This window comes from Parabacteroides gordonii MS-1 = DSM 23371 (assembly GCF_000969825.1).
In the GTDB taxonomy this organism is placed as follows: Bacteria; Bacteroidota; Bacteroidia; order Bacteroidales; family Tannerellaceae; genus Parabacteroides; species Parabacteroides gordonii.
Genome location: NZ_KQ033919.1, coordinates 1,373,261 through 1,393,215, shown reverse-complemented (window position 1 = coordinate 1,393,215; position 19,955 = coordinate 1,373,261). Strand labels below are relative to the sequence as shown.

14 protein-coding genes are annotated in these 19,955 nt (G+C 45.0%); 5 read left to right on the top strand and 9 right to left on the bottom strand.

Going from position 1 to position 19,955, the window contains the following annotated elements:
- Positions 1–9: 9 nt before the first annotated feature.
- Positions 10–4,050: a two-component regulator propeller domain-containing protein gene (locus tag HMPREF1536_RS05695; protein WP_028727772.1), complete on the bottom strand. Its 4,041-nt coding sequence runs from the start codon at positions 4,048–4,050 to the stop codon at positions 10–12.
- 188 nt (positions 4,051–4,238) lie between these two features.
- Here HMPREF1536_RS05695 and HMPREF1536_RS05690 point away from each other — a divergent pair, with 188 nt between their 5' ends.
- Positions 4,239–5,444: a glycoside hydrolase family 88 protein gene (locus tag HMPREF1536_RS05690; RefSeq protein ID WP_028727773.1), complete on the top strand. Its 1,206-nt coding sequence runs from the start codon at positions 4,239–4,241 to the stop codon at positions 5,442–5,444.
- A 123-nt stretch (positions 5,445–5,567) separates the two neighbouring features.
- Here HMPREF1536_RS05690 and HMPREF1536_RS05685 read toward each other — a convergent pair whose 3' ends face one another.
- The 3 genes from HMPREF1536_RS05685 to HMPREF1536_RS05675 all read right to left on the bottom strand — a co-directional run bounded on the left by HMPREF1536_RS05685 (position 5,568) and on the right by HMPREF1536_RS05675 (position 10,799).
- Positions 5,568–7,427: a sensor histidine kinase gene (locus HMPREF1536_RS05685; protein ID WP_028727774.1), complete on the bottom strand. Its 1,860-nt coding sequence runs from the start codon at positions 7,425–7,427 to the stop codon at positions 5,568–5,570.
- A 96-nt stretch (positions 7,428–7,523) separates the two neighbouring features.
- Positions 7,524–9,845, bottom strand: coding sequence for a glycoside hydrolase family 20 protein (locus HMPREF1536_RS05680; RefSeq protein WP_028727775.1), 2,322 nt, complete (start codon positions 9,843–9,845; stop codon positions 7,524–7,526).
- A 123-nt stretch (positions 9,846–9,968) separates the two neighbouring features.
- Complete coding sequence (locus tag HMPREF1536_RS05675) at positions 9,969–10,799, bottom strand: MBL fold metallo-hydrolase (RefSeq protein ID WP_028727776.1); 831 nt, start codon at positions 10,797–10,799, stop codon at positions 9,969–9,971.
- A 95-nt stretch (positions 10,800–10,894) separates the two neighbouring features.
- On the opposite strand from HMPREF1536_RS05675, the gene HMPREF1536_RS05670 reads away from it, so the two are divergent.
- The 4 genes from HMPREF1536_RS05670 to HMPREF1536_RS05655 all read left to right on the top strand — a co-directional run bounded on the left by HMPREF1536_RS05670 (position 10,895) and on the right by HMPREF1536_RS05655 (position 14,889).
- Complete coding sequence (locus tag HMPREF1536_RS05670; protein WP_028727777.1) at positions 10,895–11,815, top strand: Mur ligase family protein; 921 nt, start codon at positions 10,895–10,897, stop codon at positions 11,813–11,815.
- Between the two features lie 2 nt (positions 11,816–11,817).
- Positions 11,818–12,366 carry a DUF4924 family protein gene (locus tag HMPREF1536_RS05665; protein WP_028727778.1) on the top strand — a complete coding sequence of 183 codons (549 nt, stop codon included), beginning with the start codon at positions 11,818–11,820 and terminating at the stop codon, positions 12,364–12,366.
- Between the two features lie 4 nt (positions 12,367–12,370).
- Entirely contained in the window at positions 12,371–13,231 is an 861-nt protein-coding gene (rfbD, locus tag HMPREF1536_RS05660; RefSeq protein ID WP_028727779.1) for a dTDP-4-dehydrorhamnose reductase, read from the top strand.
- Positions 13,232–13,308: 77 nt separating this feature from the next.
- The gene (locus HMPREF1536_RS05655) at positions 13,309–14,889 is read left to right on the top strand and encodes a peptide chain release factor 3 (RefSeq protein WP_028727780.1); all 1,581 of its coding nucleotides are present in this window, start codon (positions 13,309–13,311) and stop codon (positions 14,887–14,889) included.
- Positions 14,890–14,984: 95 nt separating this feature from the next.
- On the opposite strand, the gene HMPREF1536_RS05650 is transcribed toward HMPREF1536_RS05655, so the two are convergent.
- The 5 genes from HMPREF1536_RS05650 to rsmI all read right to left on the bottom strand — a co-directional run bounded on the left by HMPREF1536_RS05650 (position 14,985) and on the right by rsmI (position 19,954).
- Complete coding sequence (locus HMPREF1536_RS05650) at positions 14,985–15,983, bottom strand: glycoside hydrolase family 43 protein (protein ID WP_028727781.1); 999 nt, start codon at positions 15,981–15,983, stop codon at positions 14,985–14,987.
- A gap of 538 nt (positions 15,984–16,521) precedes the next feature.
- A complete protein-coding gene (locus tag HMPREF1536_RS05645) occupies positions 16,522–17,385 on the bottom strand; it encodes an Rpn family recombination-promoting nuclease/putative transposase (RefSeq protein ID WP_028727782.1) in 864 nt (287 codons plus the stop codon).
- A 281-nt stretch (positions 17,386–17,666) separates the two neighbouring features.
- A complete protein-coding gene (locus HMPREF1536_RS05640) occupies positions 17,667–18,359 on the bottom strand; it encodes a YjjG family noncanonical pyrimidine nucleotidase (RefSeq protein WP_028727783.1) in 693 nt (230 codons plus the stop codon).
- The gene (locus tag HMPREF1536_RS05635) at positions 18,359–19,231 is read right to left on the bottom strand and encodes a Cbp1 family collagen-binding glycoprotein adhesin (RefSeq protein ID WP_028727784.1); all 873 of its coding nucleotides are present in this window, start codon (positions 19,229–19,231) and stop codon (positions 18,359–18,361) included. Before HMPREF1536_RS05635 ends, HMPREF1536_RS05640 begins: the two co-directional genes overlap by 1 nt.
- Before the next feature lie 18 nt (positions 19,232–19,249).
- On the bottom strand, positions 19,250–19,954 hold the full coding sequence (gene rsmI / locus HMPREF1536_RS05630) for a 16S rRNA (cytidine(1402)-2'-O)-methyltransferase (RefSeq protein ID WP_028727785.1): 705 nt from the start codon (positions 19,952–19,954) through the stop codon (positions 19,250–19,252).
- Position 19,955: the final 1 nt, after the last annotated feature.

The following is a 19,955-nucleotide window of genomic DNA, read 5'->3' as shown; positions in this document are numbered from 1 at the left end:
TCGTACAAATTACTCTTCTGACTCTTCTTTTGAGCCATTTTTCCGGTATGCTCCGGGTGTCAGTTGATAGATATTTTTGAAACAGGTACTGAAATATTGGGAGGAACTGAACCCGGTCTGGTCTGCTATTTCGGATATGTTCAGTTCCGGCTTATTGCGTAACAGCCATGCACCTTTTTTCAACCGGATATTTAGTATGAAATCATTGGGCGTCTGTCCGGTCACGGCTTTGATCTTTGCAAATAGTTTGGTGCGGGCTGTTCCTACTTCGCGTGCCAGTAGGTCGATGTTGAATTCCGTATTGTCTAGGTTGCGTTCCACGATTTCGATTATTTTGTCCATGAACTCTTTATCCATCGGATTGGTGGCGAGCATCTGCGGTGTGGTCTGGGGTTGTTTACTAAACTTTTCCTGTAATAACAGTCGGCTGTTTACCAGATTGTTGCATCGTGAAACCAGTAGGTTTATGTTGAACGGTTTGGTGACATAGTCGTCTGCTCCCATCCGTAATCCTTCCAGGTTATGTTCGATTGCCGTCCGGGCAGTGAGCAGGACGATCGGGATATGACAGGTGTCTATATTATTTTTGATCTGTTTGCATAGTTCCGTACCTGACATGTTCGGCATCATGATGTCGCTGAGAATGATATCCGGCATTTCAATCTTTATGGCTTCGAGGGCTTCCAGTCCGTCTGCCGCCGTACTTACATTATAAAACGTACTGAATATCTGTACCAGCATTTCACGTAAGTTCTCATTATCTTCCACAATCAGCAATTTGGCATTGCGGATGCGATTTTGCTTGGATTCTTCCATGGCTATCTGTTCCAGGGAAAGAGCCGATTCGGGAAGTGTTTCTTTTTCTCCCGGGATAATGATTGCCTGTTCATGTATCTGGTCGGAGGTGAAATGATTATTTCCTAAGACTAAACTTACTGTAAACCGGGTTCCCTGACCTGGTTTACTGGTTACCGAGATTGTCCCTTTATGAAGTTCTATTATTCCTTTTGTTAGTGCCAGTCCTATTCCGGTACCTGAATCATTAGTCGTCAATTCCATGTTCTCGATCTGGTAGAAACGGTCGAAGATGCGGGAAAGCTCCTTTTCTTCCATTCCCCGGCCGTTATCACAGACTTCTATCACGGCCTGATTATCCGATTGGCTGATGCGGATTGTTATTTCTCCCCCTTTGGGAGTATGTTTTAGTGCATTCGACAGCAGGTTATTGATAACCTTCTGCATTTGCCTGTTATCGAACCATACTTCCAGTGAATCGACATCTTTTATAAACAGCAGGGAAATCTGTTTATTCCGGGCGTACTCAGAGAAGATCAGATAGTTTTCATACAGGAAGTTGACCAGATCGTTTGGGGAAACCATAATTTTCAGATGGCCTTGTTCCTGTTTCCGGAAGTCCAGCAATTCGGAAATAAGTTCGCGCAACTGTACGCTGCTTTTATAAACACCTAATACCTTATTATATATAGCAGGTGTAAACGACTGGTATTGCAGTAGCATCTCCACCTGTCCGATGATCAGTGTCAACGGGGTTCGGAATTCGTGCGAGATATTGGTGAAGAACCGGAGTTTCGATTGATTCAGTTGCTCCACGTCTAAGATATGCTGTTGCTCGTATTTGAGCGACTCCTGCAAACGTATCCTTTCCCGGTAGGCTCTGATGATGAAATAAATAATCCCACTGATGAGGAGTATATAACACAGGTAAGCCCAACCGGTTTTATAGAAAGGCGGTAGGATGGCGATTGCCAGTTGCGTTTGCGGATAAAACTTATTTTCAGATTCCTGTATCCGGAAAGACAAGGTGTATTTACCGGGGTTCAGGTTGGTATAAGTGATTATGTTATTATCCTGCGGGGTGATCCATTCATCCGAAAATCCTTCCAGCCTGTATTCTATTTTCTTTTTGTTGGCGGGAATATAGTTGGAGGTTGAGAAATAGATACTGAAGACAGAGCATTCAGGGCCCAGGACGATGGCGGGCGAATAGTTTAACTCTTTTTCCAGGATGCCGCTTTCATCATTGACTTTCACTTCTTTATTGTTTATCAACAGGCGGTCGAGGACGACGGTGTAAGGCTTGGGGGCGATGTTAAGGTCTTTTTCAAAGAACGAAATCATGCCGTGTGTGCTGCCTAAAAACAATTCTCCGTCTTGCGTGATATACATGGAATTTTCCGTCGTACTCCATGCCGGGAATCCATTTTCTTCGGTGTAGTTGGTGGACGTTTTGTTTGAGTAATCGAATAGGGATAATCCCCGGTCGGTTGCCAGCCATAATAAGCCGTAGCGGGATTCACAAATCTTAAAGACCTCGTCTCCAGCTAGTCCGTGTGTTTGGGAGTCGTAATTTTCAAATGTTTTGGTTTCGTAGTTGAAACGGTCGATGCCGTTCCCTTTTGTTGCAAACCATAGATTGAAATAATGGTCTTGCATGATATTGCTTATGTCATTATCGCTGATACTGCTCGGATCGTCCGGGTTATGGCGGTAATTCGTCAGCAAGTTTGTTTTAAAGTCGTAGGAGAATACACCTTCCCCTTTCACGGATATCCAGAGCGTACCGTAATAGTCGATGAACAATTCGTAGGCAGAGAGTGGGTAAAGCCTGTCTATATCGGTAAACAAACGTTTGCAACGGCCTGTCTCCGGATTAAAGAGGCAGACACCGCTGCGTGTCCCTACTATCAGTTGTCCCTTGTAGGGAATAATATCCAGCACTATATTATTCGGGATAGAGGTCGTGTCACCTTCTATGGATAAATAATGGGTGAATTTCCCGGTTTTTATTTCCAGTTTATTCAGCCCTCCCAGATGGGTGGCTATCCACAGGAGATCGTTGTTTCTGTCGTAATAGAGCGACTTTACATTATCTTGCGAAATACTGTTCTTTTGGTTGTCGCGTCGGTACCAGCGGAATGTCCCTTTTTTACGGTCATAGAAATTCAGTCCGCCGCCATCGGTACATATCCAGAGGTTGTTGTCTTTATCTTCTATCATCCGGCCAATGACGGGAGAACTGAGCCCTTTAAGTTCGTTGTTGCTGACATCGTAATGGGTGTAGATTTCATATTCCGGGTTGAAGTAATTGATGCTCCCGAAATAACCGCCTGTCCAGATCGTCCCCTGATTATCTTTTATGAGGCATTGGATAGAGGAGTGGGTAAGATTCCCTTTGTTTTGGCCGGAAGTATAAAGAGTAAATTTATCGGTCGACGGATTGTATTTATTCAACCCGTTGATAGTGCCGATCCAGATATTCCCCACATTGTCTTCCTGGCTGCAAACGGCGAAATTGGAAGAAAGGCCGTGCCCGGTAAAGTCTTCTTTCAGTTGGATCACCTTCTTGCCTATGATGCGGAGCATCCCTTGTCCCCATGTTCCGGCCCATATTCCTCCGTGAGAATCCATCGACAGGGAGATTATATGTCCTTTCGGATAGATATGTGAGAGTTCTTTCTTCTCGGAAAGGCAAAAAAGGCCATCTTTTTCGGTTCCTATCCATAAGTTGTCCTGTTTGTCGACAAGAAGCGATTTGATATTTGAATCAGTCTCCTTTACAGTATAATAAGGTAAGAACTTTTTCTCTGTTTCATCATAAACAATGATTTGGTTCCTGACGTTTGAATAAAGCCGTTTGTTGAAATAGACGGTAGAAACTTCATTTTCCTGTAGTAATACAGAGAACCGGCCGTCGACGAGGTTCAATCCTGTTACTCCCGTTGGCCCCAGGATATATATTTCCCCGTTCCGGTTGCCTGTGATCTGGGAGATAACGTTGTGAAGGAGAGTATTGTCTGAGTTGCGGCTGCGTTTGTACACTTTTATTTCATTGCCGTTATACCGGTTCAGTCCGTTACCGGTTCCTATCCAGATCAATCCGTTCTCATCCTGGTAGATGGTGTTTACGGTATATTGAGACAGGCCGTTTTCCGTTGTGATATGACTGAAAGTTATATCATTGGCATCTACGCGGTTGAAACAACAGCATAGAATAAACAAAAGTATGAAAGTAGAGTGTCGTAACTGCATCCTTTTTACTCGTAAAGATTAACTGATACAAATATATACAAAATATAATTGAATGTTATTCAGTTGATTGGTCTACGTGGGAGAATGTATTATTTTGAACATATTGGGGATGATTTTATACAATCTTTGGTTTGCTTTTGTTGACTTTTGTATCTGAAGAATTATGAATAACTATACATTTCCATATGATGAAGAAATATTTAGGATTGCTGTCGGTTGCTTTTTTCTTTTATAGTTGTGTAGAACAACCGCTTTCGGAGAGTGTCCTGGCAGATAAGGCATTGGAGTCGGCAGAAAAACAATTGTCGTTGTTGCGTGATGAGGCCGTTGCACGGAAAGGATTGCCCCGGACGGTAGAAGGCGGTAAGATCTGCTGGACGGACGAGATCAATTATATTGACTGGACGGAAGGCTTTTTCCCCGGTACTTGCTGGTATATGTTCGAATATACGAAGGATAACCGTTGGGAAAGTGCAGCAGGTCTGTTGCAGGCTTTATGTGAAAAAGATAAATATCTGACCTCTGCTCATGACCTGGGGTTTATGTTTAACAGTTCGTACGGGAACGGTTTCCGGCTGACCGGTAATGCCGATTATAAGGAAGTGCTACTCACGGCCGCCCATTCATTGAGTCAACGTTTTAATCCGGTGGTCGGTTGTATCCAGTCGTGGGACGTGAACAACGACAGCTGGCAGAGTTATAAAGGCTGGCAATATCCGGTTATCATAGATAATATGATGAATCTGGAATTGTTGTTTAAAGCAACCGCCCTGACAGGTGACAGTTCTTATTACCACATCGCTATTTCTCATGCCGATAAAACACTGGAAAATCATTTCAGACCCGACAATAGTAGCTACCATGTCGTGGATTATGATTCGATTACAGGGAATATCCATGTAAAACAAACCGCCCAGGGTTATGCCGATGAGTCGAGCTGGGCGAGAGGTCAGGCCTGGGGGTTATACGGTTATACCATGTGCTATCGCTATACCAGGGAAGAACGGTATTTGCAACAGGCAATAAAGATAGCGGACTACATTACTCATTTCCCCCTCATGCCGGAAGACCGTATTCCTTATTGGGATTATAATGTGTCGGAATTGGAGCAGCAACCCCGCGATGCTTCTGCAGCCGCCATCACTGCATCCGCCTTGTTGGAATTGTGCACGCTCGTACCCTCTTATAAGGAATATGCTGTTTCGATACTGCGAAGTCTGTCGTCTCCGGCCTATTGTGCTCCGGTAGGAAAGAATAATTTCTTTGTCCTGATGCATAGCACAGGTAGTGTACCTCATAATGCAGAGATCGATGCTCCGCTGAACTATGCGGATTATTATTATGTGGAAGCACTGTTGCGTTTGAAAGAATTAAGTGGATATGGAAAGAGGTAGTGACGGGCATAAAGTTTCATGCGCTTGAAACAACTGTTTCATTAGGGTGGAACAACTGTTTCATCTAGGTGAAACAAAAAAATCTGGATGTAAGGTAAAGACGTATTAAAGCAGGAAAGCACTTTAATCTGGTTTGATAGTAAACCAGAATAACGTACCTTTTCCTTCTTCCGATTCCACACCGATTTCGCCGCCCAGCTTTTCTACGATCGTTTTGCAGATGGAAAGTCCCAGTCCGGTACCTTGCTGGAAGTTGTTCAGTTTGACGAAACGGCCGAACACTGAATCGATCTTATCCGCAGGAATGCCGCAGCCGGTATCTTTTACGTAAAAGCGCAACATGTTTCCTTCCTGGCGGTAGCCGAAGCGGATGCTTCCCCGGGTAGTAAACTTCATGGCATTGTTCAACAGGTTGGTAATGACCTGGGTCAGGCGATTCTGCTCCGTATGGATCAGGCACTGGGGGAGACGTTCTTCGAAAGAGATCTGAACTTCCGGATGCTGGTTGCGGATCCGGCAGCTTTGCTCTATTCCCGTTAACAGACTGTTCACGTCTACATCCGAATAAGTGAATTCGAGTGTCCCGGCTTCTATTTTGGAAAGATCCAGTATGTCGTTAATCAGTTGGAGCAATAATTCATTGTTATTCTCGATGATCTTGATAAACTCTTCTCTCTCTTCCTGGTTCTCCTCATTGGTTAAAAGGGTGGAGAAGCCTACGATTGCATTCAAGGGAGTACGTATCTCGTGGCTCATATTGGCCAGGAAAGCCGACTTGAGACGGTTTGCTTCTTCCGCCTTTTCACGTTCGCGTATCTCCTGTTGTACCTGCCAGTAAAACCGGAGTCTCATCACCAGGATTATGATTATGGCACAGACAAGCGCGATGATGCAGATAATAGCCAGCTTGTTTTGTTCATAGAAACTCGGAGGGCGCTGATAATAGACTGCATTGTGAGGATAAAGGTTACTGTCGGTATTATGTAGTTTTAAATGTCGGTAATTCAGATAGGTTTGCGGTTCGCCTCCGTTGTGCGGCTGGATATCACGGGCCGGAGTGCCGTCTACTATTTGTTGTAAAGTATGAATAGCTTCTTCACTAAAGTCGGATAGCGAGATATAATGACCTCCGGCAAAGTTCCCGTTTTCCGCTTGTAGGTCGGCAACGGTAAAAACCGGATTATGGGCAAAGCCGTAAACGATCCGCTGTATGTTGTCATTCAGGAAATTATTCTCTTGAACCTGTTTTGAGAACCAGGAGTAATACAGTATTCCGGTTTCCTTATTGTAGCGTGAGATCGTATCCAGTAATTGTTCGGTAGAAAGCCGGGTCGTAGTGAGAAGGTCTAATTTCAGGGACGGATAATAGTCAGCCAATGCTTGTTCCACTTCTTTCTGTGCACACAGGCTGATATACCGGTTATCGGATATGAAAGCTATCTTCTTGATCTCCGGTTGAATGCGTTGCATGAGTTCAATCGTTTCCTTCATGTAGAAAGGTTGATATAAGGCCGTTATGTTATAACCTTTCAGCATCTGGCTGGCGGGGACAAGTTCTTTTTCTGATATATTCCGGAAAAGGAGATTATCGATACAGGCTGGCATTGTTTGACGTGAGTAGCAGATCAGGACAGGTACCTCTTTCCAATCGCTGTCGAATAAGGGACGGTATACTATCCATCCCGGGTCGCCGATAAAGACAACGGCTTTAGGGCGTATGGGGTATTTTTCCAGTAAGGAGTTTCTTTTGGCTTCGGCTTCATCCGCATTCGCGATGGTAGGAACCATCAGCTCTTCTGTGCAGACTGCATATTGAGGGCCATTAAAGGTATTGTAGATAGATTGATAGACTCCATTTGTCCAGACTTCGTCGTAATTGACGGAGTTCAGAACAAGGATGTATTCCTGCTTGCCTTGATTATTACCGTATACTAGTGTGAGGTGGCAGAGGAAAAGGCTTAGCATGATAATTGCTTTTCGCATAAAGCCCGTATGAATTTAAATGAAAAAGCCGGCTATAAGACCTATTGTCGGGAACAGATGAGTCTTGTAGCCGGCTTTTTGTGTGAATGTTTTACCCTATTGAATAATGATTTCGTCTACAAACAGATAGGCCGGATTGCCTGCACCACCGTGCCATGCCGGTAGTTTATCGCTCTTGATGATCACTTCCACATAGCGTGCTTTTACCGGGTCGAAAGTGATTTCCTGCGAATAGATGCCGTCTTTATCCGACTGCTTTAGTGAGGGGATTACTTTGGTAGCCACCTCTTTGAAGTTCTGGCCGTCTTCAGATACCTTTACGGTAATTCCGGCTGCCCCCATGATCCAGTCGCCTTTTACCACATTGGTGTTAAAGCTGACCTTGCTGATCTCTACCGGCTGTTTCAGGTCGATCGCTGCATCCAGGTCTTTTCCCTGGAAGCCCAGCCAGCGGCCGGTTTTGTAGTTGGTATCACCGGTAAGGCCGTCTGTCAGTTCGGGGCCACCGTTGAATTCATATCCTCTGCTCGGAGCTACGCGCAATGTTACAGGCTTCGCTGTCGATTTGCTGAAATTGATCTTTTCAGAGAATACGCGGCTGTTGCCGGTAGGACGTACAACGACTGCTTTTATAGTCGCATCTTCTTTGATCTTAACGGGTGCTTCATATTTACTGCTTGTACTTGTCGGTTCGCTACCGTCCAGTGTATAGTAAATATCACCATCACCCATCGTCGACAGGTTTACAAGGATCTGCCCGTTTTCAGTATCTGTAGTGAATTCGGCATGGATGTCGAAGATGTTCTTGGCATAGTTGTAACCCAGACGGTCGTACAATTTTGTCATGCGAACCAGGCGGGGAAGGAAACTTTCATATTCTTTCTTGCTCGGGTCTGTCCACTGTACTTCTGCCAGGGCGGCCATACGCGGCATTACCATGTATTCAACCTGTGAGAAGGTCGGGATATATTCAGTCCACAGATTAGCCTGTACACCGATTACATATTTCTTGTATTCGTCGGGGATGCCGGCAGTCGGTTCCAATGAGTAGACCCGTTCCAGCGGCAGGTAACCACCGATAGCCATCGGTTCGTTTTCCGTGTCGGTAGACTGGTAATAGTCGAAATAAAGGTATGTGTTCGGAGTCATGATAACGTTGTGGTGTTGTTTTGCCGCTTCGATACCTCCGTCTACACCGCGCCAGCTCATAACCGTAGCATTCGGAGCCAGTCCGCCTTCCAGGATTTCGTCCCAGCCGATGATGTGGCGTCCTTTGCTTTCCACGAATTTCTCCATCTGTGAGATTACAGAGCTTTGCAAATATTCTTCCGCACTGTGTTTCTTGTCAGCCTTAATACCTTCCGCTTTGATACGAGCCTGGCATTTCGGACAAGTCTTCCAGCGTACTTTCGGACATTCATCTCCTCCGATATGGATATATTCGGACGGAAACAGGTCGATCACTTCTGCCAATACATCTTCCAGGAACTGCATCGATTTCTCGTTTCCTGCACAGATCACATCATCGGAGATACCCCATTGTGTCCATACTTCGTACGGGCCGCCTGTGCAGCCCAGATCCGGATAAGCTGCCAATGCTGCCTGCTGGTGTCCGGGCAGGTCGATTTCAGGAATGATCGTGATGAAGCGCTCTTTGGCGTAAGCAATTACGTCGCGGATTTCGTCTTGTGTATAGAAACCTTCGTAAGGTTTACCGTCATATTCGCCGGTATTATGTCCGATCACGGTTTCTTTACGTTTGGAACCGATTGTTGTCAGCTCCGGATATTTCTTGATCTCGATACGCCATCCCTGGTCGTCGGTAAGATGCCAGTGGAATGTGTTCATATTATGTAACGCCAGTATATCGATATATTTCTTGATAGAGTCGACAGGGAAGAAGTGACGCGATACATCCAGGTGCATGCCACGATAGGCAAAACGGGGATAGTCGTTGATCGTTACAGCCGGGAGTTCGATATTCATTCCTTCGGCTACTGCGGGGATCGACTTGCGTAAAGTCTGTATACCGTAGAATACGCCTGCTTCGCTTGCACCGGCCAGTTCGATCCCTTCGGGTGTTACTGCCAGGCGGTAGCCTTCGGGGTTGGAGATGCTTTTGTCGATCGACAGGTTGATAGGTTTGGCACTCTTGTCGGTCACGACTTTTGGAGCATAGCCGGTCGCTTCCTTAATATAAGAGGCCAGAAACTCGCCTGCCTGTTTCAGTAAGTCATTTCCTTCCGGGTAAATGATAGAAGTAGAAGGCGTTAAGATAAAAGGAGTCCCGTTTGTCAGGGATACATCCTGCGGCAGCGGAATGATCTGATAATCACCTGTTACGACTTTCCCGTCGGAACAAGCTACCATTCCTGCAAAAGCTGCGCAAAGCAGCGCGTACTTGCTTAGTTTATTCATGCGTTATAAAAAGTTATAAATGATAATGTCTTTTTCTGCTTATTTTATATTTTGTCAGAGATTGTGTTCAAAGATAGGAATTTATTTCATATATGTAATAATCAGAGGAATAAAGAGGAATAATTATATATCTACAAGCCTGTCTTTTTTGTAGAAGTTATTAACCTTCTTTACTGTACTGCATTTGGTGTAAGCATCGTGGCAGTAAATCAGTACCTGGTCTTCGCGGGCGGCTTCTTCCAACATGCGTATTTTTTCCTGGTAAGAGGTCACCGGATAGGTGTCGTAAGCCGATATCCATTCGGGCGAAACACTTGCAACGAGAGGGATTACATCGCCGGCAAAAACAAAAGTCTGTTCAGAGGTGGTGATATAAGGTACGAGCTGTCCGGGGGTATGTCCGTCGAAGATACGCAGTTCGATATCCGGACAAAGCTTCGTATCGGTATTGATCAGGCGCAACAAACCTTTATCTGCTATTGCTTGCATGTTTTCCATGAAATAGGAGTCTTTTTCGAGCGGGTTAGGATGCAGGAAATTCTCCCATTGCTTCCGGCTGACCCAGTGTGTGGCGTTAGGGAAAGACGGGTATAACTCTCCGGTCTTTTCCTCTTTCCGGGTGGAATAGCCGCAGTGGTCGAAATGTAAATGAGTCAATATCACATCCGTCACCTGTTCCGGAGTGATCCCTTTTTTTCGCAATTCCTCTTCCAGATCGACCAGATTGAAGAAATTATAATAACTGAGTTGATCGAGATGTTTATTGCCCGCACCATTATCGACAAGTATTATTTTTTCGGGATGCTTTGATATAAGAAGGCTCCTCATCGTCAGGATACAACCGTTCTTTTCATTGCTCGGATAACGCCGGCTCCACGCTGTCTTGGGAATAGCGCCGAACATAGCTCCCCCATCCGCGTAAAAACATCCTGTGTCAATAAGATCTATCTCCATTTCACTTTTTTTGTGTCAAATATAAGCAAGTTTTTTCTATTCCCCATATGTTGAAGCTTGATGAAAATGTGTACATTTGCGCCAAAATCTAAGCGATGCGAAAAGTTCATTTAATCTCCGTAACCGAACCTCTTGTCCTTGACCTGGCTTTGGCTATTCACGAGAAGGGATATGAAGTAAGCGTTTCCGGCGATGGTATAACAGAAGAAGTTGTTGCAAAGCTCCGCGCTGCAGGTTGTACTTGTCATGGAAACGGATGGTTTCCGGAGAGATTAATTAAAGATAGTAATTTTGTCGTTCTGGGTGCCACTGTCAAACAGGATAATCCGGAATTGATAAAGGCCAAAGAATTAGGCTTGCTGATTCTCTCAATCCCTGAATTCATATTTCAGCGTACTAAGGAGAAAACACGGGTAGTTGTTGCGGGTAGCCGCGGAAAGAAAACAATTATCTCGATGATCGTTTGTGCCCTTCAGCGGCAGAAGCTGGTTTTCGATTATGCCCTGACTAGCGAGGTCGCTCTGCTGCCTAACCGTGTACGGATGAGCTATGAAGCACGCATTGCCCTGATTGAAGGAGACGAACATGTTACTTCTGCGTTGGAAAAACGTTTCCAACTGGAATTTTATCGCCCGCATATCGCTATTCTTACCAATCTGTCGTGGACACCGGATACCGACCATGCCACACCGGATGCTTATTATGATACATTCAGGAGTTTCACAAAGCTGATAGAGCGTGAAGGCAAACTGATCTATTTCGAAGGCGACCGTATGGTCAAGCAACTGGCCGAGAACGTTCGTGAGGACATCACCGCTATCCCGTATGGAGAACATGCTGTGATCGAGAAAGACGGAGCTACGTTTCTGCAAACCCGTTACGGGGACTTCCCGATACGGATAGCCGACAGTTATTTCCTTACCAATCTGAATGCTGCCCGTCTGGCCTGCCGTCAGTTAGGTGTTAAAGATGCCGATTTTTATCGGGCGTTATCCGAATATAGTGTATCTTTGTAGCTATGATTATAGCAAAACAGAAAAGAAAAGAAAATATAGCCGAGTATTTGTTATACATGTGGCAGGTGGAAGACCTGATACGTGCCAATCATTTTGATATCGATTCCATCCGCCGTACGGTTATCTCCCAATACGATCAACCGGACGAAGTAAAGGAAGAAATCGCCCGATGGTATGAAGAACTGATCGAAATGATGCGTAGCGAAGGCGTCATGGAAAAGGGACATATTCAGTTGAATAAGAATGTGATTATCACCTTGACCGACCTGCATCTGCGGCTGCTTAAATCTCCGAAAGAAATGATTTACGGGGCGGCCTATTATAAAACGCTCCCATATATAGTTCAGCTCCGGGCTAAATCCGGGGGAGAAGAGCTACCCGAACTGGAAACCTGTTTTAATGCTATCTATGGTTTTCTGCTTCTGCGGATGCAGGGAAAGCCGGTAAGTCCGGAAACCCAGGAAGCTATTAAGCAGATCAGTTCTTTTCTGGCCCTTCTTGCCGAGAAATATCGCGAGGATATGAACGGAGAACTGAAATTAGAAGATTAAAGACATGAAAACAATCTTAGTAACAGGTGCCAACGGACAGCTGGGCAATTCTATCCGTCTGCTGGCAAGCCAACATCCGCAATACAATTTCCTTTTTACGGATGTCGATACATTGGATATAACAGATCCTGTAGCGGTAAAAGCCGCGATAAAAGATAACCAGGTAAACTATATACTGAACTGTGCAGCCTACACGGCTGTAGATAAGGCGGAAGACGACGAGGCTTTATGTCGCCGTTTGAATTGTTATGCGGTACATGTATTGGGTGAAGCTGCCCGCGAAGCCGGAGCAAAAATCGTCCATGTCTCAACCGACTATGTGTTCAGCGGTACAAGCTGCCGTCCGTATAAGGAGACCGACGATACACGTCCGGTTTCTGCTTATGGCCGTACCAAGTTGGCCGGTGAAGAAGCCCTGGTGGAAGTTTGCCCGGATGCGGTAATCATCCGTACTGCCTGGCTGTATTCCGAATTTGGGAATAACTTTGTCAAGACCGTTCTCCGTCTGGGTAAAGAACGGGATCAGCTTGGTTTCGTATTCGACCAGATAGGTACACCGACTTATGCCGGCGATCTGGCTGAAGCGATCCTGACTGTTGTTACTGCCGATGAAAAGGGAGCTTTCGTTCCGGGAATTTATCATTATTCGAACGAGGGTGTTTGCAGTTGGTACGATTTCACTGTGAAAGTACTGCAGATAGCCGGAATAGCTTGTAATGTCCGGCCGATTGAAACAAAAGATTATCCTACACGGGCAGTGCGTCCGCCTTATAGCGTATTGAATAAGAGTAAGATAAAAGAAACGTACGGTATTGCTATCCCGCATTGGGAGGAGAGCCTTCGTGTTTGTATGAAGAAACTATAGGGTGTTGATAACCCTGTTGATAAGTATGTTTAAAACCCTGTTCATAACCCTGTTGAAATAAAATAAACGATATAAAGATGAGTCAATATTCAGAAGAGATTAAAAGAAGAAGAACGTTTGCTATTGTCAGCCACCCGGATGCCGGTAAGACGACATTGACAGAAAAACTGTTGTTGTTCGGAGGGGCTATCCATGTGGCTGGTGCCGTGAAGTCTAACAAGATCAAAAAGACGGCTACTTCCGACTGGATGGAAATAGAAAAACAACGTGGAATCTCCGTTGCAACCTCTGTAATGGCTTTCGACTATGAGGATCATAAAGTGAATATCCTCGATACACCCGGTCACCAGGACTTCGCCGAAGATACTTTCCGTACCCTAACGGCCGTAGACAGTGTAATTATCGTGATCGATATTGCCAAAGGTGTGGAAGCACAGACACGTAAACTGATGGAAGTCTGCCGTATGCGTAAAACGCCGGTGATCGTGTTTGTCAACAAGATGGACCGTGACGGTAAAGATCCTTTCGACCTTCTGGATGAGATAGAAGAAGAACTGCAGATCAAGGTACGCCCGCTGAGCTGGCCGATTGATATGGGACAGCGTTTCAAAGGTGTATATAATATATATGAAAAGAAACTTGACCTTTACACTCCGAGCAAACAGTATGTAACGGAGAAGATCGGTTTTGACGACATCAACAATCCCGAACTGGAAGACCATATCGGTATTAATCTGGCTGATAAACTTCGTTCGGATATCGAACTGATCGAAGGTGTTTATCCTGAGTTCGATGTAAATACTTATTTGAGAGGCGATATCGCCCCGGTATTCTTCGGTTCAGCCCTGAATAACTTCGGTGTGAAAGAGTTGCTGGATTGCTTTATCAAGATCGCTCCGTCTCCCCGTCCTATACAGGCTGTAGAACGTGTGGTCGATCCGGAAGAGGATAACTTCACCGGCTTCATCTTCAAGATCCATGCGAACATGGATCCGAACCATCGTAGCTGTATCGCTTTCGTAAAGATCTGCTCCGGCCGTTTCGAGCGTAATGCCAACTATAAGCATGTACGTTTTGGCAAACAGATGCGTTTCAGTAGCCCGACAGCGTTCATGGCTCAGAAGAAAGAGACGGTGGACGAAGCATTTGCCGGTGATATCATCGGTCTGCCGGATACCGGTAACTTCAAGATCGGTGATACGCTGACTTCCGGTGAAGAACTTCACTTCAAGGGACTGCCCAGCTTCTCTCCGGAAATGTTCAAATATATCGAAAATGCCGATCCGATGAAGGCTAAACAGCTGAACAAGGGAATCGAGCAATTGATGGATGAAGGGGTTGCACAGCTCTTTACCAACCAGTTCAACGGCCGTAAGATCATTGGTACGGTAGGGCAGTTGCAGTTTGAGGTTATCCAGTATCGTTTGTTGCACGAATACGGTGCACAGTGTAAATGGGAACCGATCAGCCTCTACAAAGCCTGCTGGATTGAAAGTGATAACCAGGTTGCTTTGGAAAACTTCAAGAAACGTAAATCGCAGTATATGGCTCTCGATAAGGAAGGGCGTGATGTATATCTGGCAGACTCCGGTTATGTGCTGACTATGGCGCAACAGGACTTCCCGGATATTAAATTCCACTTTACTTCGGAGTTCTGATATTGTTTGAGATAACAATATCTATATTCAGAAAGAGCCGTGTCGACAATCTCAACACGGCTCTTTTCGTTTACTTTTATCTTGTCCGGCAATATTTATTTATAAGGCTTACCTACCACCAGTTTATCTCCCGACAGATCGACTTCAAACAGATGAGGAACGCGGTGATAGTGTCCGTTCCTGTTTTCATGGCTATGAACAGACATCAGCCATTTCCCTTCCAGTGTCTGAAACAGCATCCCGTGACCGAAGTTCTCAGGAGTGATAATCTCTTTCTCCTGAATCCAGGGGCCATCCAGCGTACCGCTTTCCGAATAGGCAACTCCCTGTACATAGACATCATAAATCCAGCTAGTCCAGATCATTCCCAGACGACCTGTTCCGGTCGTGAACAGATAAGGGCCGTCGGTGACCTTGTGCGGGCCAATCTTTCCATTTTCGTCTTTCTCCCGGCTCCACGGAGAGTCGCTGGCACGGAAAAGGAGTTTCCCTTCGCCGACAGAACCGCTTAAATCAGGTTTCAGTTCTATCTTTTCGATTGTACCGTTCCAGTTTTGCAGCCATTCGTAACAATAGATCATATAGGGCTTTCCGTCTTTATCCACCCAAAAAGTACCGTCCAGAGTCGGCTTATCGGCGGGTAGATAAGTCGGATCTTTCATCGGGACATAGGGACCGTCCGGTTTATCACTTACCAGGATATGCGAAGCCCGGCGCTCTATCGGAGTACTGCGAACCGTATCGATCATTACCGCCTGGTTCGTGAATGTGGCAAAATAGTAATACTTATCCTTATAGTGATGCAATTCCGCCGCCCAGATCATAGGGGTAGGGCCCATCCATGATTGCGGATCTGTTTGGGCAACCTGAAAAGGCCCTTCCCAGAGCTTCAGGTCTTTACTCTTCCAAAGCAGGCCTCCGGTACCGGTCATATAGTACATAGAGGTTTTCCGGTCGGCCAGAATAGCCGGATCACTTAATGTGATGGAATCCAGTGGAATATTCTTTCTTACGGGGATATTTCCTTTCTTTTGGGCCGGAAGTATGAGCGAGAAAGTCAGGCAAGTCAATACGATCAGACAAAGTTTATTCATAACAATGGTATTTAAAGTTGATAATATGAGTAATCGAAACACTTATCGTGTGCAAAAATAGGGATATAATCTTATAAAGCTGCTTACAGACTCCCAAAAAATGTTTATGCGGATTTTGCCTTCATGGGTTCATATGCTAACTATGCCTGTTGATAATCTGGGTTTCATGGCATGAAGGCACTGCTTTGTTTTGCCTTCATATAGCCTTCATTTTACCATTCATCTCAATTTATATCGGTTTAATCTCTTGACTTTACATCGAAAAAGAGCTAACTTTCACCCCGAAATCTTATCTCCGGCAACCTGCTACTAAGCCCTCAGCATAGGAGAACTAAGTCTTTATCTCCCTATATCTAAACTTTTTTCTCCTTACTTTGAAAAACGTAAGGTTCACTTTCCTAATATGTAAGGCATGGATTGCAAATATGAAAGGCTAGCCTTACTCTTTTGTATGGCTAGCCTTTCATATTTAAAATAGCGGAGATAATAGCTTAATAGTGCTATGCTAAAAGCTTAGTTCTCCGGTACTAAGGGCTTACTATAGCTTTTCTATTACTTCCAGGGTGAGACCTGTACATTCCGATATATCCTTGAAGTCAAATCCTTTCTGCTTCATGGTTGTTGCGACGAGGTGCATGCCTTGCTCCATTCCTCTCTCTATCCCTTTTTCCATGCCTTGTTTTAGACCTTTCTCGTTTGCTTGTTCTATGGCATATTCTGTTGTGCAACGCCAATCGCGGTAACGCTTCAGTACTTCGTCATATACGGCACGCTCATGGGGATCCATTGCATTCACGTTTGCTGCATCAAGTATGCGGCGGAACGCCTCGTTTTCCTCCTTAAAAGGTGACACGTCAAATATATTCATATTCTTCAATATATAAATCATATTCTCAAGAGGAGTGATGCATTCCTCTTTCTGTAAATTAAATAACTCAAACGAAATATAGACTTGTTTCAGTTTGATTTCACTAAAAGATTTACCTGTTGCTTCATTCGCCAATACTACATTCGTACGCCAGGTAGGGAATTCAGGTAAGCTGAAGTTCAACAGGAAGATACCATAGACCGGAAGCAATTCATATTTCCACTCCGATCCTATTTCTCCCTGACGGGAGATCATACGACAAATGTAATAAAATCCGCGGTTAAAGAAGTAACGTTGGGGGCAATTCTGCATTTCAAGGATAAACTTTGTCCCGTCTGTGTCTTCACAAAGGCAATCGAAAATGATTGTGCGTTGATCCAATGATTCGGGAATAATCTCTTTATCCAAGTAAGTAAGGTCTTTTACCTTATGTTCGCCTTGCAGAGTGGCATTAATGAAATCGATAGCTACTTGTTTGTTACCGAATACAGCCTTGAAGCCGCTGTCGAGCATAATGTTAACGTAATGTTCCATAGCTTATGGTATGTAATGGTTAACACCTAATAGCAGGTGATGGGGCAAATGTAGTCAATATTTTATTTATTGCAAGTATAGATAGTACTTTTTATTAGACTATGAGTTTTACTGGCTGACAATTACGTTGTGCGATCGGATATGTAAATGGTTGAAGATGTAAGCTATGAAGGCGAAATGAAGGCCCGATGAATCCGGAAATACTACCGCGTTCATTTCTTGTCGTGTTGAATATCAGTATGTGCTGGGCTTGTATGAATGCTGAAGCCGGATTAACTCTTTTATAATATTCCTTTTATTTCTTCCAGGCTACTGACAACATAAGTCGGGGTAAAGCCTTTGGCCGGTACTCCTTTCGGGTTGAGCCAGAGCTGGTCTATTTTGGAGTGGTAGGCGCCTTCGATGTCGGCTTCGAAGCAGTCGCCGATCATGAGTGATTCGGTACGGCGGGAATTGGTGTTGATCAGGGCGAAGTCGAATATGCCTTTATGAGGTTTTTGGATTCCGGCATCTTCAGAGAGAATCATCCGGGTGAAGTAAGGAGCCAGGCCGGAGTTGCGCAGTTTCTTGTCCTGCACTTCACGGAAACCGTTCGATAAGATATACATCCGGTAAGAAGGACGCAGGTATTCGAGTAGCTCGATGGCACCGGGAACAAGGCGCGTCTTGGTGGTGGTGCGTTGCAGGAAGTCGTTGTTGACTGCCAGGACAGATTGGGTATCTTCAATACCCATCGGGCGAAGCATATAACGGAAACGGTCGACGATAAGTGTCTGCCTGTCGATTTCACCGGCCCGATATTGTCTCCACAATAACTCATTATGTGGCCAATAGATTGCAAAGAAAGCCTCGAAGGAGGCATAATACCGATCAAAGTGGTGATCGGTATAAATCTCTTCGAGGCATTCTTTATTATTATGGTACGTATCCCAAAGGGTATCGTCCAAGTCTATAAAGAGGTTTTTGTATTTCATCATCCTACTTCGATAACCAGATATTTGCCAAGGCTCCAGAATGCTCTTGGATCTGTGATATTCAGTGTCAGGTTGCCGTCTTCATCTTTTACGAATTCGTAAGAACCTTCCGGATGGTTGGATTTCAGTTTAGCTTTAGCAGCAAACAAAGGGATTTCCTTTACTTCACGGATGTCGACAGAGATAAAGTAATCTTTGTTGAAGCCGCTCTGCAATACTTTTGATTTAGAGAAAAGGCCGCCACCTGAAAGGATCTTCTGGTCTTTCAGTTCTTTGGATGTACCGAAACAATAGTAAGCTGTGTTGAGAGCCTTATCCTGTTCGTTCAGCTTTTCAGACTGGGCGGCAGCAGTCGTTGCCAGGCTTTCCACATCTTCGTTCAGGGAAGAAACCATTTCGTCCAGTTCCTGGATACGTACATTCTTTTTAGCCAGGTCTTCCTGCAAAGCAACAATCATGGTAGCCTTCTGATCCAGTTCGGAAGATAGGCGGTTGATTGTCTTTTTCAGTGCGGATGACTGGATGCCGCTCTTTTTCAGTTTGTCTTCAAGCTGATTGATCGTTTCTTTGTTTTTCTTCAGTGTCTCACTGATCAACTGCATATTCTGCTTGATCTGTTCGCGGTTGCTCTTGCTGAACTCACCTCCGGTTTGCTGCTGGATGTTCAGATAGTTTTCTGCATCGCGGATAGACTGTATGTCTGCCTCTACATCGTTCAGGATGGAAAGGATTTCGTTCATTTCGCTGCTACTCTTTGTGTTCTCTATTTTCAGAGAATCGTTCTCGGCTTTCAGCTTTTTATATTCGGCCGAATTCTGTCCGCAGGAAACCAGCAATGTTGCGCAGGTACAAGCTAATAATAACTTCTTCATTTTCTTTTTGTTTTTGAGTTAAACATCTTTTTCTGTCTCTTTTTCTTTTTTATCTTTCAAGCCTGCTAATACTATAACAATCTCACCTCTCGGATCGTTCACGGTAAAGTGAGCTATAACCTCTTCGAGGGTTCCGCGTACAGTCTCTTCGTGCAGTTTGGATATCTCGCGCGAGACGGAGACTTGCCGGTCGGTTCCGAAGAATTCGGCTAGTTGGGTTAGCGTCTTTACTAATCGGAAAGGTGATTCATAAAAGATGATCGTTCTGTTTTCGGTAGACAACTCCTTGAGGCGTGTTTGCCGCCCTTTCTTTTGGGGAAGGAAGCCTTCGAAACAGAATTTCTCGTTGGGTAGCCCGGAATTAACCAGGGCCGGAACGAATGCGGTTGCTCCCGGAAGGCATTCAACGTCTACACCTTGTCGTACACATTCCCTTACGAGCATAAAGCCGGGGTCGGAAATGGCCGGTGTGCCGGCATCGGAAACAAGTGCAATGTTTTCGCCGCCTTTGATGCGGGAAGCGATCTGCTCCACCGTCTTATGTTCGTTGAACTTGTGGTGCGACTGCATCTTGTTTTGTATCTCAAAATGTTTCAGTAGAATACCAGTCGTACGTGTGTCTTCGGCCAGAATCAGGTCGGCCTCTTTCAACACACGGATCGCCCGGAAGGTCATATCTTCCAGATTTCCTACGGGAGTGGGTACAACTGTTAACTTTGCCATA